Raw genomic sequence first — 14,124 nt, forward strand, 5'->3', positions numbered from 1 at the left:
CAACCTATCCCCCGACCCAGGCCGCCGCCAGCGAAGCGCGATCTCGACGCCCTTCGGAGTGTCGGGGCCGGGTGGCCGGAACCTGCGCGGCCCGCTACTTTGAGGCGGTGAGGGTGGCAATGATGACGCGGGAGTATCCGCCTGAGGTGTACGGCGGGGCCGGGGTCCACGTCACCGAACTCGTCGAACAACTGCGTCGACTGGTCGAGGTCGACGTGCACTGCACGGGCGCACCGCGCGATACCGCGTTCGTGCACTCCCCCGACCCGGCACTGCGCGATGCCAATCCTGCCCTGACGACCCTGTCGGCCGGGTTGCGCATGGCGCACGCCGCGGCCGGAGTCGACGTGGTGCACTCGCACACCTGGTACACCGGACTGGCCGGTCATCTGGCCGCCGAACTCCACGACGTCCCGCACATCCTCACCGCGCACTCCCTCGAGCCCCGACGGCCGTGGAAGGCCGAGCAACTCGGGGGCGGTTATCGCATCTCCTCCTGGTCCGAGCGCAACGCCGTCCGGTACGCCGACGCGATCATCGCGGTCAGCGACGGGATGCGCCTCGACGTGCTCGACGCCTATCCGTTCGTCGATCCCGCTCGGGTCCACGTGGTGCGCAACGGGATCGACACCACCGTCTGGCATCCGGGCCCGGCCGAGCCCGGCCACGAGTCCGTCGTCACCCGCATCGGTCTCGATCCGGATCGTCCGATCGTCGTGTTCGTCGGCCGCATCACCCGGCAGAAGGGCGTCGGGCACCTGATCGCCGCGGCGCACCATCTCGACCCCGACATCCAGCTCGTCCTGTGTGCCGGCGCGCCCGACACCCCCGAGATCGCCGCGGAGACCGAACGGGCGGTGACCGCCCTGCAGGACGCCCGTGACGGGGTGCACTGGGTACGCGAGATGCTGCCCACCGAATCGGTCCGCGAACTACTCTCGATTGCAACGGTTTTCGTCTGTCCGTCGGTGTACGAGCCGCTGGGGATCGTCAACCTCGAGGCGATGGCCTGCGAGACCGCCGTGGTGGCGTCCGACGTCGGAGGCATCCCGGAGGTCGTGCAGGACGGGGTCACCGGGCGACTGGTGCACTACGACGCCTTCGACATCGAGACCTACGAGCGTGCGCTCGCCGATGCGATCGACGACGTCGCGCGCGACCGCGACCGTGCCGCCCGGTGGGGCCGGGCCGGACGCGACCGCGCTGTCAACGAGTTCTCGTGGGCGCAGATCGCCCGCCAGACCGTCGCCGTCTACCAGCAGGTGCTCACGACGCGCTAGGTTCGTCGGCCGTCTCGACCCGTCGCCACGAGGTGACGGTGACCGAGACCGTCACCTCGAACGGATCGGGCAGGGAGGCCAGCAACTCCGCACGCCGGTCGGACGTCACATGATGGGCGGACGGTCCCATCCCCGCGACGAGACCGAGCGCCTCGCACGGGAGTGCGGCCGTGAAGCGCACATCCGTCCGTCCCGTTCGCTCGAAACGTCCCGACAGCGCGGACGAGAGCCGCTCCGTCTTCCGGTCGTCCACACTCACCATGCCGGGCAACGCGACCAGTTCGCGCAGATGCTCCGAGGTGGGTGTAGCAACGACGAGCGTGCCTCCGGGGACGAGCACGCGATGACTCTCGGCGGCGTTGCGGGGCGCGAACACCGACAGCACGTGGGTGAGCGATGCCGACTTCACAGGCAGTCGTTGCCACGCATCGGCGAGGATCGCTCCGGTCCGGGGATGACTGCGGGCGATGCGCCGCACCGCGGGCTTGGAGACGTCGAGCCCGATGCCGCGCGCCGCCGGCAGGGCGTCGAGCACGGACGCGAGGTACTGTCCCGTACCGGCCCCGACCTCGAGGATCGCAGCGCCGGCGGCTGCGACTACCGCATCGGTGTCCACCGTATCGGCGGTGTCGAGGCATGCGTCGGCCACCGCGCGCCGGATCGGGTCGTAGTGCCCGGCACCGAGGAAATCGGCGCGGGCCGCGATCATGTCGGCGGTGTCGCCGGTGAACGGCGTCGAACCGCCGGCGAGCAGCGACACGTAGCCCTGGCGTGCGACGTCGAAGCTGTGCCCGCGATCGCACACCACGACGTTGTCGTCGAGGTCGAGCGCGGACTCGCAGTTAGGGCACGCGAGAAGATCGATCACGTCGGCGAGCATCGCGCCTCCGATCCTGCTCTCAGGACGACACCGGGCCCCGCGCGCCGAGGAGCGCGGGGCCCGGAGTGCCCTGAGAGGGGCCGATCAGCTGGTGACACTCTTGAGTTCGTCGCCGAGTGCCGCAGCCTCTTCCGGCGTGAGCTCGACGACCAGACGTCCGCCGCCCTCGAGTGGAACCCTCATGACGATTCCTCGTCCCTCTTTGGTTGCTTCGAGGGGACCGTCCCCGGTCCGGGGCTTCATGGCCGCCATCCTCTGCTCCCTCCAAATCTGCACCCGACCGCCGGGCGCGTGGGTTACCGTGTGGTTGCATCGCCGGTCGCGGCGACGCGCACCTTCTCATTCTTCCCTATCCGGAATACGTGCGCGTAGCTGACTCCTGGGTAAGACACTCCTCCGGGTTCTACGAGTCGAGTGACACCCAGCACGATTCGAGGTGATCGTCGACCATTCCGGTAGCTTGCATCAGCGCATACGCAGTGGTAGGGCCCACAAAACGGAAGCCGTGGCGCTTCAGCTCACGGGCCATCGCCGTGGACTCCGGCGTCACCGCCGGAATCTCCTCGACCGTTACCGAACGTCGCGCGCGTCGCGGCGGTGCGAACGACCACAGCAGCTCGTCGAGATCGGTGGACAGTTCGAGCACGGCCCGCGCGTTGGCGATCACCGCCTCGATCTTGCGGCGGTTGCGCACGATGCCGGAGTCGGCAAGCAACCTCTCGACGTCGGCCTCCGTGAAGTGGGCGACCGCCTCGACGTCGAAGCCGTGGAAAGCCGCGCGGAAGGCCTCCCGCTTGCGCAGGATCGTCAGCCACGACAGTCCCGACTGGAATGCCTCGAGGGAGAGCCGCTCGAACATCTCGTCGCGGCCGTGGAGCGGCCGACCCCACTCGTAGTCGTGATAGTCGCGGTAGAGCGACGAACCGGGACCGTCGACGGCCCACGGGCACCGCACGCGGTCGTCGGTATCGGTTACGGGCCCCTGCCCGTCGGTATCGGTTACGGGACCCTGCCCGTCTGCCGTCATCGTGACTCCCCCGTCGACTCCGACGAAGCCCGCTCGGCGACGTTCTCCCCATCGACGTCGGCTGCTCCGACGTCCTCTGCTCCGACGTCCTCTGCTCCGCCGCACTTTCCGGTGCCGTCGCCCTTTCCGGTGCCGTCGCCCTTTCCGGTGCCGTCGACCGGCGGCTCCTCTGCGCGGGCCTCGGCGTCGGCGAGGCGGACCCGCAGATCGTCGACCTCGCGGGCGAGACGATCGAGTGCCCAGTCGACCTCGCTCATCTTGTAACCCCGAACGGTCTGTTGGAACCGCAGGTCGCGGATGTCGGTGCCGGTGACGTCGGTGGCCGGCAACACCGTGACGGTGGTGCCCGGAGGCAGCGGCGCCAACGTCTCGCCCCGGCCGAAGACGGCGCTCGCGACGAAGAACAGCACCGCGGCGACGCCCGCCATCACGAGCACGTACAGCAGAACCGTGAGCATGCTCCGATCTTGGCACGAGCGGCCGACACCGGCCGGGACCGGTGCCGGACGGTCGGGTCAGCCGGTGACCGTCGCCATCGGGGGGCGGTCGGTGAGATCGACGGAGGTGTCGAACGGCACGAACGCATCGCCCTCCACCAGGAACTGGGTGAGCGGCGCACCCGAATCGGGGATCCCGCAGCGCGCGAGCATCGTGCCCACGATCTGCCGGCTCATCGCCCCGAGTTCGGACAGCGGCCGGTTGCGGTGCTTGCGGACCCCGAGGTTGACCTGCGCGATCGCGTGGAGACCGAACCGGTCGTAGGTGTCGAGCAGCAACCCGATCTCCACCCCGTAACCCGGTGCGAACGGGACCGACTCGAGCAGTTCCCGCGTCCCCGCGTACTCACCGCCGAGCGGTTGCAGCACGCAGGTCAGCTCCGGTCGCAGTGCCGCGAGCAGCGGCCGTGCGACAAGCTCGGTGACGCGGCCACCTCCGTGGGCGTCCTCGCCCCCACCGGTGCGCAGCGGGCGCCGGTAGTACCCCTTGACGAGGTGCACACCGTCGCCGAGCAGCAGGGGTCCGAGCAGTTTCGGCACGAAGGCCGGATCGGGATCGATCAGATCGGAGTCGACGAAGGCGATGATGTCGCCGGAGGTCGCCGCGAGCGACCGCCACAGCACCTCCCCCTTGCCGGGGACCGGTTCGATGCCCGGCACCGCTTCCTCCCTGGACATGACACGGGCACCCGCCGCCCGCGCCCGGGTGGCGGTCTCGTCGGTGGAACCCGAATCGAGGACCACCAGTTCGTCCACGAGACCCCCGAGCAGCGGATGGATCGTGTCGATCACACTCGCGACGGTCTCCTCCTCGTTGAGGGCGGGCAGCACCACGGTCACTGTGCGGCCGGCCTTGGCCGCGATCAGCTCGTCGATCGCCCAGGCGGGCCGATCCCAGCTGTTGGCTTCGTTCCACGTGCGTGCAGGTGCACTCATGCCAACCCCCTCACCGTGCGCGCCGGCGGGCGTGTGCCCGCGATCGCCGCGACCATGTCGACCACCCGACGTGTGGCTGCCACCTCGTGTACCCGGAACATTCGTGCGCCGGCCGCTGCCGCCAGAGCTGTCGCTGCCAATGTGCCCTCCAACCGGTCGGCGAGTTCGACTCCCAGAGTCTCCCCCACGAAGTCCTTGTTGCTCAGCGCCATAAGCACAGGCCACCCGGTTTTTACAAGAACGTCCACGTGCCGCAACAGAGCGAGTCCGTGATGGGTGTTCTTTCCGAAATCGTGGGTCGGGTCGATGAGGATCGAGTCGCTCGCGACGCCGGCGCGGGCGGCGGCATCCGCGGCCGCGACGACCTCCCGCACCACCTCCCCGACGACGTCGGTGTACCGCACACGGTGCGGGCGGGTGCGCGGGACGGCGCCGCCCGTGTGGGAGCAGACGATGCCGGCCCCGAGTTCCGCGGCGACCGCGACGAGCTCGGGATCGGCACCGGCCCACGTGTCGTTGATCAGATCGGCGCCTTCGCCCACAGCGCGACGCGCGACCTCGCTGCGCCAGGTGTCGACGCTGATGAGCACATCCGGATAGCGCTCGCGGATCGCGGCGACGAACGGCACGACGCGCCGGATCTCCTCGTCGCTGTCGACGACCTCACCCGGCCCGGCCTTCACCCCGCCGATGTCGACGAGGTCGGCACCCTCGGCCACTGCGCGGTCGACGGCCGCGAGCGCCATGTCGTCCTCGAAGGTCGCTCCCCGGTCGTAGAACGAGTCCGGGGTGCGGTTGACGATCGCCATGACGAGCGCCCTGTCGGTGGCGACGGGGCGCCCGCACAGGGTGGACGGTGCCGGACCGGGACGGGTCACGGGGGTCTGCTCGTCGACATCGGTCGCGGGGCCGCTCATGATCCCATCCTGACATGCTCAGCGACCGGGCAATTCTCCTCGCGCGACGCCGTCGACGAAGCCGTCGAAGATCGGCCGGTAACCCTCGCTGCGACTCGCGAGGACGTACACCTCGTCCTCACCGGTCTCGCTGTAGCCCTGCTTGCGCAGATCGACCTTCCTGCTCTTGAAGGTCGTCGTGTACTCGAGCTCGTCGACGATGCGGACGAACAGCGGAACCGCGTAGTCCGGCAACGCGTCGTGCAGCGACTTCGCGAGCGCCGCTCCGTCGAGCTCGGCGCCCTCCTTCAAGGTGATCGCGGCCATCCCGGTGCGGCCGTCGGCCCCGTCGACCTCGACGCCGTAGACGACGGCCTCGGCGATCGTCTCGTGCGACGACACCGCGGCTTCGACCTGCGTGGTCGCGACGTTCTCGCCCTTCCACCGGAAGGTGTCGCCGAGCCGGTCGACGAACGCGACGTGCATCCAGCCCTGGTTGCGGACGAGGTCGCCGGTGTCGAACCAGACGTCGCCGTCGGAGATCGCGTCGCGGAGCAGCTTCTTCTCGGTGGCCTCGGGATCGGTGTACCCGTCGAAGGGTGCGCGGGAGGTGACCTTCGCGAGGAGCAGTCCGACCTCGCCCTTGCCGACCTTCTTCAACCGGCCGTCGTCGCCGCGACGTGCCTGGCCCGAATCGGGGTCGTACTCGACGACGGCGTAGGGCAGCGGGCAGATGCCGGCGGTGCGCTTCTGGTCGAGCGCGTTGATGAAGGCGATGTTGCATTCGCTCGCACCGTAGAACTCCGCGACGCGGTCGATACCGAAGCGTTCGGTGAACTCGTCCCACAGTTCTGCGCGCAGACCGTTGCCGACGGCGAGGCGGATCCCGTGGTCGGCGTCGTCCTCCCGCGGCGGCTGGTTGAGCAGGTAGCGGCAGATCTCGCCGATGTAGATGAAGGTCGTGGCGCCGTTGCGCTCCGCGTCGTTCCAGAAGTTGGACGCCGAGAACTTCCGGCCGAGCCCGAGCGTGGCGCCGGCGGCGAGCACCGAGGACAACGCGACCGTGAGGGCGTTGTTGTGATAGAGCGGCAGGCAGGAGTACAGGACGTCGGTCCGGCGCAGGCGCACGCCGAGGCTGCCCAGGCCCGACATCGACTTCAGCCACCGGAAGTGCGTCATGCGGCTGGCCTTCGGCAGTCCTGTCGTGCCGGAGGTGAAGATGTAGTAGGCCGTCTCGGACGCTTGCAGCTCCTCGGTGACTGCGGGATTCGACGCGTCGGCGTCGCGGGCGGCGGTGTCGAGATCGTCGAAGCGCAGCACGGTGCGGGCCTGCGGCTCGCCACCGAGAGAGTCGACGGCCTCCTCGCACTCCTCCCCGATCACGAGGGCGGCGCTGTCGAGCAGCGACAGGCTGTGCTCGAGCACCTCACCACGCTGGTTGATGTTGAGCATGCCGGCGGCCGCACCGAGCTTGACCGCGGCCAGCGCGACCAGCAGGGTCTCGGGCCGGTTGCCCATGAGGATGCCCACGACGTCGCCCATGCCGACACCGCGATCGGCGAGCACCGCTGCGTACCGGTTGACCTGCGCGTTGGCCTCGCCGTACCCGATGGAGGCTCCCTCGAACCGGATGAAGGGCCGCTCCGGGTGACGCTCGGCGAGCTTCTGGAAGACCGACCCGATCGTCTCGCGGGCGGTCGGCTTCCGGGTCATCCCGGCTGCTCCGCGCAGCACGATGGGGAGATCGGTAGCCATCCGGGGCAGTTTCGAGACGAGTCCGGGCAGGGACACGACGGGGACATTGCCTCCATCGGATCGAGTGGTCACGACAGATTTCCTCACGGCGACGTTGGGGACGGGCGGGCTCGCTCGGGCGACACCCACGGCGTTCCCCCGAACTTACCGAAGAGTAGATAAGCGCGCGGCGAAGTGGAACACCTCAGACCGTCGCGTACGGCGCAGCGCAACGGTCGAGCGCGTCGGCGAGGTCGGTGGTGACCGCGAGACCGTCGAGTGCGCGTTGTGCGACGAAGCCGGTGTCGACCATCGACCCGAGCCAGCCGAGCAGGCCGTCGAAGTGGCCCGTGGGATCGAGCAGGACGACCGGCTTGTCATGCATACCGAGATACCCCGCGGTCCACGTCTCGAACAGTTCCTCGAGGGTTCCGATGCCGCCGGGCAGGGTCAGGAAGGCGTTGGCGCGGTCCTCCATGATGCGTTTGCGCTCGCGCATCGTCTCGGTGACGATCAACTCGTCGGCGTCGACGTCCGCGACCTCGCGGTGCACGAGTGCCTTCGGAATGACCCCGATCGTGTGCGCGCCGGCCGCGCGGGCCGCGTCGGCGACCGCGCCCATCATCGATACGTTGCCGCCGCCGGAGACCAGCTGCCAGCCCCGTCGGCCTATCTCGGTACCGACAGCGGCGGCGAGTTCGAGGAACTTCTGGTCGACAGGGCCCGACGCGCAGTACACACAGACCGACAGAGCTTCGGTTACCATCCACTCCCGTTTCCGTACAGTTCGTTCTCGTCCTCGCCGCGATGCGCCTCGAGGATGATGTCCACCGTCTCCTCGACGCTGTCGGTGACGAAGAGCAGGTCGAGGTCGGCGGGCGAGATCTTGCCGCCGCGGACCAGGGTCTCGCGCAGCCAGCCCACCAGACCGTTCCAGTACTCCGAACCGAACAGCACGATCGGGAACTGCGTGATCTTGCGGGTCTGCACGAGGGTCAGTGCCTCGAACAGCTCGTCGAGCGTCCCGAAACCCCCGGGCAGGCACACGAACGCCTGCGAGTACTTCACGAACATCGTCTTGCGCGCGAAGAAGTACCGGAAGTTCAGGCCGAGATCGACCCACTCGTTGAGGCCCTGTTCGAAGGGCAGCTCGATCCCCAGTCCGATCGACAGTCCCCCGGCCTCGCTGGCACCGCGGTTGGCCGCCTCCATCGCGCCCGGACCGCCACCGGTGACGACGGCGTATCCGGCATGGACGAGTGCGGCGCCGAGCTCGCGGCCGATCTCGTACTCCTCGTGACCGGCCGGGGTGCGCGCCGATCCGAAGACGGTGACGGCGCGGGGCACCTCGGCGAGCGCACCGAAGCCTTCGACGAACTCGCTCTGGATCCGCAGCACACGCCACGGATCGGTGTGCACCCAGTCGGACGGGCCGCGGCGATCGAGCAGCCGCTGGTCCATCGTCGTCGCCTCGCGGGCGAGAGAGCCGCGCAGTTGCACCGGGCCCTGGTGCACGACCTCGCGCCGGGAGCCGCGTTCGGAGGAGGAGTTGTCGCCGGACATGGCGGCCACGTTATCGGGTGAGATAGGAGCGCAGAACGGAGGTCACCTCGGTGATCCGCCCGACCTCGACGTGCTCGTCGCGCTTGTGCGCGAGGTTCGGGTCGCCCGGCCCGTAGTTGACAGCCGGGATCCCCAGCGCGGCGAACCGCGAGACGTCGGTCCAGCCGTACTTGGCCCGGAACTTCCCGCCCGCGGCCTCGACGAGCGCCGCCGCGGCCGGGTTCGACAGTCCGGGCAGCGCGCCGGGTGACATGTCGGTGAGTTCCATCGAGATCGCGAGACCGTCGAAGACCTCGCGGACGTGCGCGAGTGCGTCGTCGGGGCTGCGATCCGGGGCGAACCGGAAGTTCACGTCGAGCGCAGCGGCGTCGGGCACCACGTTGCCGGCGACACCGCCCTCGATGTGCACGGCCGACAGTCCTTCCCGGTACACACAACCGTCGATGTCGACCGACCGTGCCTCGTAGCGGGCCAGACGGTCGAGCACGGGAGCGAGCTTGTGGATCGCGTTGTCGCCGAGCCAGGAGCGCGCCGAATGCGCCCGCACACCGTCGGTCGTGATGCGCACCCGCAGGGTGCCCTGGCAACCGGCCTCGATCTCACCCGAGGTGGGTTCGCCGAGGATCGCGACGTCCGCGTCGAGCCAGTCGCGCAGTTCGGTCTCGATCCGTCCGAGCCCGTTGTACGCGGCCGCGATCTCCTCGCAGTCGTACATCACGATCGTCAGGTCGTGAGCGAGATCGGTGACGGTCGCGGCGAGGTGCAGGAAGACGGCGTCGCCGGCCTTCATGTCGGAGGTGCCGCAGCCCCACATCAGGTCGCCGTCGCGCCGCGACGGCACGTTGTCGGCGATCGGGACGGTGTCGAGGTGGCCGGCGAGCATCACACGGCTGCCGAGTCCGCGGTTCGTCCGCGCCAGGACACAGTTGCCGTTGCGCACGACCTCGAAGCCGTCGGTCTGCTCGCGCAGGGCCGTCTCCACGGCGTCGGCGATGAGCGTCTCGTTCTGCGACACGCTCGGGATGTCGACGAGCGCGGCGGTCAGTTCGACGGGGTCGGCGTGCAGGTCCAGCTGCGGTACGGGCATACCTGCACGATACGAAACGCGCCTGCTCCTCAGACCCCGCACACGATTTTCTCAGGGGGGACACAGGCGCAGGACCGCCTCGCGTACGCTTCTCACCCGTGAGTGCACACGGAGCATCAGCAGTAGGCATCGCGAACATCACGGAGGACGGGACCGTCCTCGACACGTGGTACCCGGCACCCGCCCTCGGCGAGCCGAGCGAAACCGGAACGACGCGACTCGAGGGCACGGACATCCCGTCCGATCTCGCCCTGCTCGCCGGTCACGACGAGGCGCGCGAGGTCCAGCAGGTCGTGGTGCGCACCGACATCGCGGACCTGTCGAAGCCGCCCGTCGACACTCACGATGTCTACCTGCGCCTGCACCTGCTGTCGCACCGTCTCGTCCAGCCGCACGGGCTCAGCCTCGACGGCATCTTCGGCATGCTCGCGAACGTCGTGTGGACCAACTACGGCCCGTGCTCGCTCGAGAACTTCGAGACCGTGCGCTCCCGTCTGCGCATCCGCGGACCGGTGACGGTCTTCGGTGTCGACAAGTTCCCCCGCATGGTCGACTACGTCGTTCCGGCCGGTGTCCGCATCGCCGACGCCGACCGCGTCCGCCTCGGTGCGCACCTCGCGTCCGGCACCACCGTGATGCACGAGGGCTTCGTCAACTTCAACGCCGGCACGCTCGGCAACTCGATGGTCGAGGGCCGCATTTCCGCGGGTGTCGTCGTCGACGACGGTTCCGACGTCGGTGGAGGCGCCTCGATCATGGGCACCCTCTCCGGTGGCGGCAAGGAGGTCATCTCCGTCGGCAAGCGCTGCCTGCTCGGTGCGAACGCGGGCGTGGGCATCTCGCTCGGCGACGACTGCATCGTCGAGGCCGGCCTGTACGTCACCGCCGGTACCAAGGTCACCGGCCCTGACGGCACCGTCGTCAAGGCCGCGACCCTCAGCGGCGCGTCCAACCTCCTGCTGCGACGCAACTCGGTGAGCGGCGCGGTCGAGGTCGTGCCGAACAAGGGCAGCGGAGTCGAACTGAACGCGGCTCTGCACGCCAACGACTGACTCTGCACCCACAACAGATTCGGAACCGAGAAACTGTGAGTGAAACCCAGCGGCCCGCGTCCGAGGCCGAACATCTCGGGAGCGGCCTGAAGGTCCGCCATCTGACCATGATGGGACTCGGCTCCGCCATCGGCGCGGGCCTGTTCCTCGGTTCCGGAGTGGGTATCGCCGCAGCCGGTCCGGCCATCATCGTCTCGTACCTGCTCGCCGGCGTGATGATCATCTTCGTGATGCGCATGCTCGGCGAGATGGGTGCCGCGCTGCCGGTGAGCGGTTCGTTCTCGCACTACGCGCGCATCGGAATCGGCCGCTGGGCCGGATTCAGCATGGGGTGGCTGTACTGGTTCATGCTGATCATGGTGCTCGGTGTCGAGATCACCGGTGCCTCCGCGATCGTGCAGTCGTGGCTGCCGGGCGTACCCCAATGGGTGGTCGCGCTGGTGTTCGTCACCTTCTTCGCGGTGGTCAATCTGGCGAGGGTCGCCAACTTCGGTGAGTTCGAGTTCTGGTTCGCGGCACTGAAGGTCGCGGTCATCCTCGGGTTCCTGGTGATCGGCATCCTGCTCGTGTTCGGTCTGCTTCCGGGCACCGAACCCGTCGGCACCACGCACCTGCTCGGCGACGGCGACGGTTTCGCGCCCAACGGGATCGCCGGTGTTGCGGCCGGTCTGCTCGCGGTGGCCTTCGCGTTCGGCGGCATCGAGATCGTCACGATCGCCGCGGCCGAATCGAAGGATCCGGAACGGTCCATCGCGACGGCCGTGCGCAGTGTCGTCTGGCGGATCTCGGTCTTCTACCTCGGGTCGATCTCGATCATGGTGCTCGTGCTGCCGTGGACCGCGGCGAGCGGTGAGACCTCCCCGTTCGTCTCGGTGCTCGACATCGCCGGCATCCCCTACGTGTCCGGCTTCATGGAACTCGTCGTGGTGATCGCGCTGCTGTCGGCGTTCAACGCCAACGTCTACGGCACCTCCCGCATGGCCTACTCGCTGGCACGCGGCGGCGACGGACCGGCCTGGCTCAGTAAGCTCACCCACCACGGAGTGCCCCGCAACGCGGTGCTCGTCTCGGTGTTCTTCGGCTTCGTCAGCGTGTGGCTCAACTGGCTGCTGCCCGACACCATCCTCGGGATCCTGCTCAACGCGGTCGGATCGGCGCTCATCGCGATCTGGTTGTTCATCGTCGTCTCGCATCTGCGGCTGCGCCGCAAGTTCGAGCGCGAAGGCACCATCCGCCTGCGCATGTGGCTGTTCCCCTATCTCAGCTGGTTCACGCTCGCGATGCTCATCGGCTTCATCGTGCTGATGCTGTCCGACAGCGCGGCCCGGGTCCAGCTCGCGTCGACCTTCGTGCTGTTCCTGATCATCACGGCGCTCGGCTTGCTCTGGCACCGCACCCACGACGACAAGACGGTCAGCCACCCGTCCGATCGGCCAGCGCAGTGAGCACGAGCTCGGTGATGTCGAGCGGATCGCTCGTCCGGTAGCTCACCCCTCCGGTCGCCGCGGCGATCTGCTCGAGGGTTGCGGTGTCCACGTCCTCACCGAGTCCGATCGTCACGATCCGTACCGGCCTGGACGGATCGTTCTCGTTCGAGAGGACCGCGAGCAGTTCGTCCTTCGACATCGCGGAACCGTTGTCGGCGCCGTCGGTCGCCACGACGACACTGTTGGCCGCGCGCGGATCGTAGCTGTCCTGCACGTACCGGAAGGCCGCGAGGATCGTGTCGTAGAGCGCGGTGGTCTCGTCGGCCGTACCGGTCATCTGCGCGACGAGCGAGGTGAGCAGGTCGCGTTGGGTACCGTCGTCCACCACCGCATCGAAGCGCCGGATCGGTGCCGCCACGATGTAGTCCCCCGTTGCCTCGGCGCGGTCGTTCGGCAATGTGGCGTAGTCGCTCACTCCCCCACCGAAGAACCACAGGCCCGCTGAGACGTTCCCGGGCAGGACCTCGTTGGCGGCGGTCGCGGCGCGCCGGACCAGTTCGATCCGACTCTCGTCGCCGAGATTACGGTTCATCGACGCGGAGACGTCCACCGCGAACACGGTGCGCACGGGAAGCGCCTGCAACGCCCACACGTTCATCGCCTCCTCGGCGACGGTCTCGTCGTCGAGTTCGAGCACCGGCACCGCTCCCGCACCGCGGCCGTCGGGCAGGGGTCGTCCGCCTCCGTCCCGGAAGCCGTGACGGGTCAGCCTGTCGAGTCCTTCGGACGTGTGCAGCGCGTCGGTCAGCGCCGTGGCGGCCGCCGCCACGGCGTCGTGCCGTTCTCCGCGCGCCGTCACGACCACCGGATAGTCCACGAGCAGCGTCCCGGTGGCGGGTACCTCGATGCCCAGTTCGCGCTTGTGGACGCTGCGATAGGTCTCGACCTGCTGTTCGGTGCTCACCACCGTCCCACCATCGGCGACGGTCTCCTCGAGCAAGGTCGATCCGGTAGGTACCTCCTCGTCACGAACCCCCTCCCGCTCGGCGAGCGGCGCCATGACGGGACGGACCGTGCCCATCGCGACGGGATCGTCGGCGGCCTCGGCCAGCACGGCGCGGATGGCACCTGCCGCGGGACCGGAGCGCAATGGATTGCCGAAGACGAGACCGGGATCGGACAGGGCCTCCTGCCAGTCGGCCGCCGGTTCGACGGTGCCCGGCGCACCCGCGATCACGAGCGGCGTGGTGGCCAGCGGTGTCGACACCGTGCGCACCGGGCCCGTGGCGGTCTCACCCGCCCACGACGCCCACCAACCGCCCGCCGGGAGCCACAGGTCGGGAACGTCGTCGGTCGCCAGTCGCGCCGACACCTCCCCCGGTTCCTGTTCGACGACCTCGAACTCCGTACATCCGGATACCGAGGTCCCCTCGATCACCGGTGCGAGGTCGGCGGTGACCGCCACGGTGTAGCGCTCGGAGTCGTCGCACCCACTCCGCCGCTCCACGAACAGGAAGGCGACGGATCCGGCCGCGAGGACGAGGATCACGGCGACGACGAACCAGCGCGCCCGACCCCCGCCCGGCCGTGCATCCCCACTCACGCCGCCACGACGGCTCGGCGGATCCGACTCGGACGGTCCGGACTCCCCCGCCATGCGTCGGCCCCCTCGTGCTCACTCCGGGTGACGACCCTCGGTCGCCCGAGACCGATGATATAGACCGGCACGCCTCGGGAAGCCGAAT

At 68.9% G+C, this 14,124-nt stretch carries 14 protein-coding genes; 3 read left to right on the forward strand and 11 right to left on the reverse strand.

Annotation, left to right across the window (positions count from 1 at the left end):
* Positions 1 to 107: 107 nt before the first annotated feature.
* The gene (glgA, locus tag A5767_RS18720; protein WP_039586422.1) at positions 108 to 1,280 is read left to right on the forward strand and encodes a glycogen synthase; all 1,173 of its coding nucleotides are present in this window, start codon (positions 108 to 110) and stop codon (positions 1,278 to 1,280) included.
* Here the strand turns inward: glgA and A5767_RS18725 are convergent.
* The 10 genes from A5767_RS18725 to dapE form a co-directional block, all read right to left on the reverse strand.
* The gene (locus tag A5767_RS18725) at positions 1,267 to 2,160 is read right to left on the reverse strand and encodes a putative RNA methyltransferase (RefSeq protein WP_064852900.1); all 894 of its coding nucleotides are present in this window, start codon (positions 2,158 to 2,160) and stop codon (positions 1,267 to 1,269) included. The genes glgA and A5767_RS18725 overlap by 14 nt on opposite strands.
* A gap of 84 nt (positions 2,161 to 2,244) precedes the next feature.
* Positions 2,245 to 2,412 carry a DUF3117 domain-containing protein gene (locus A5767_RS18730; RefSeq protein WP_006554284.1) on the reverse strand — a complete coding sequence of 56 codons (168 nt, stop codon included), beginning with the start codon at positions 2,410 to 2,412 and terminating at the stop codon, positions 2,245 to 2,247.
* Between the two features lie 151 nt (positions 2,413 to 2,563).
* Positions 2,564 to 3,187, reverse strand: coding sequence for a DNA-3-methyladenine glycosylase I (locus A5767_RS18735; RefSeq protein ID WP_197483279.1), 624 nt, complete (start codon positions 3,185 to 3,187; stop codon positions 2,564 to 2,566).
* Positions 3,184 to 3,645 carry a DivIVA domain-containing protein gene (locus A5767_RS18740; protein ID WP_064852901.1) on the reverse strand — a complete coding sequence of 154 codons (462 nt, stop codon included), beginning with the start codon at positions 3,643 to 3,645 and terminating at the stop codon, positions 3,184 to 3,186. The genes A5767_RS18735 and A5767_RS18740 overlap by 4 nt, the downstream gene beginning before the upstream one ends.
* Positions 3,646 to 3,702: 57 nt before the next feature.
* A complete protein-coding gene (locus tag A5767_RS18745) occupies positions 3,703 to 4,620 on the reverse strand; it encodes a glucosyl-3-phosphoglycerate synthase (RefSeq protein WP_006550560.1) in 918 nt (305 codons plus the stop codon).
* Positions 4,617 to 5,537 (reverse strand): dihydropteroate synthase, encoded by a 921-nt coding sequence (folP, locus tag A5767_RS18750; RefSeq protein ID WP_019288055.1) that lies wholly within the window; start codon positions 5,535 to 5,537, stop codon positions 4,617 to 4,619. The genes A5767_RS18745 and folP overlap by 4 nt, the downstream gene beginning before the upstream one ends.
* Positions 5,538 to 5,555: 18 nt before the next feature.
* The gene (locus A5767_RS18755; protein WP_064852902.1) at positions 5,556 to 7,307 is read right to left on the reverse strand and encodes a long-chain-acyl-CoA synthetase; all 1,752 of its coding nucleotides are present in this window, start codon (positions 7,305 to 7,307) and stop codon (positions 5,556 to 5,558) included.
* 148 nt (positions 7,308 to 7,455) lie between these two features.
* A complete protein-coding gene (locus A5767_RS18760) occupies positions 7,456 to 8,016 on the reverse strand; it encodes a TIGR00730 family Rossman fold protein (protein WP_019288053.1) in 561 nt (186 codons plus the stop codon).
* Positions 8,010 to 8,813, reverse strand: a complete 804-nt coding sequence (locus A5767_RS18765; protein WP_006550564.1) for a TIGR00730 family Rossman fold protein — start codon at positions 8,811 to 8,813, stop codon at positions 8,010 to 8,012. The genes A5767_RS18760 and A5767_RS18765 overlap by 7 nt, the downstream gene beginning before the upstream one ends.
* A gap of 10 nt (positions 8,814 to 8,823) precedes the next feature.
* Entirely contained in the window at positions 8,824 to 9,900 is a 1,077-nt protein-coding gene (gene dapE / locus A5767_RS18770) for a succinyl-diaminopimelate desuccinylase (protein ID WP_006550565.1), read from the reverse strand.
* Between the two features lie 98 nt (positions 9,901 to 9,998).
* On the opposite strand from dapE, the gene dapD reads away from it, so the two are divergent.
* Together dapD and A5767_RS18780 are read left to right on the forward strand one after the other, a co-directional pair.
* Positions 9,999 to 10,952, forward strand: a complete 954-nt coding sequence (gene dapD, locus A5767_RS18775) for a 2,3,4,5-tetrahydropyridine-2,6-dicarboxylate N-succinyltransferase (protein WP_006550566.1) — start codon at positions 9,999 to 10,001, stop codon at positions 10,950 to 10,952.
* A gap of 107 nt (positions 10,953 to 11,059) precedes the next feature.
* Complete coding sequence (locus A5767_RS18780) at positions 11,060 to 12,397, forward strand: amino acid permease (RefSeq protein WP_220577881.1); 1,338 nt, start codon at positions 11,060 to 11,062, stop codon at positions 12,395 to 12,397.
* Here the strand turns inward: A5767_RS18780 and A5767_RS18785 are convergent.
* The gene (locus A5767_RS18785; protein WP_231913225.1) at positions 12,366 to 13,982 is read right to left on the reverse strand and encodes a substrate-binding domain-containing protein; all 1,617 of its coding nucleotides are present in this window, start codon (positions 13,980 to 13,982) and stop codon (positions 12,366 to 12,368) included. The genes A5767_RS18780 and A5767_RS18785 overlap by 32 nt on opposite strands.
* Positions 13,983 to 14,124: the final 142 nt, after the last annotated feature.

The organism is Rhodococcus sp. 852002-51564_SCH6189132-a, assembly GCF_001665495.1.
Lineage (GTDB): Bacteria > Actinomycetota > Actinomycetes > Mycobacteriales > Mycobacteriaceae > Rhodococcus > Rhodococcus pyridinivorans.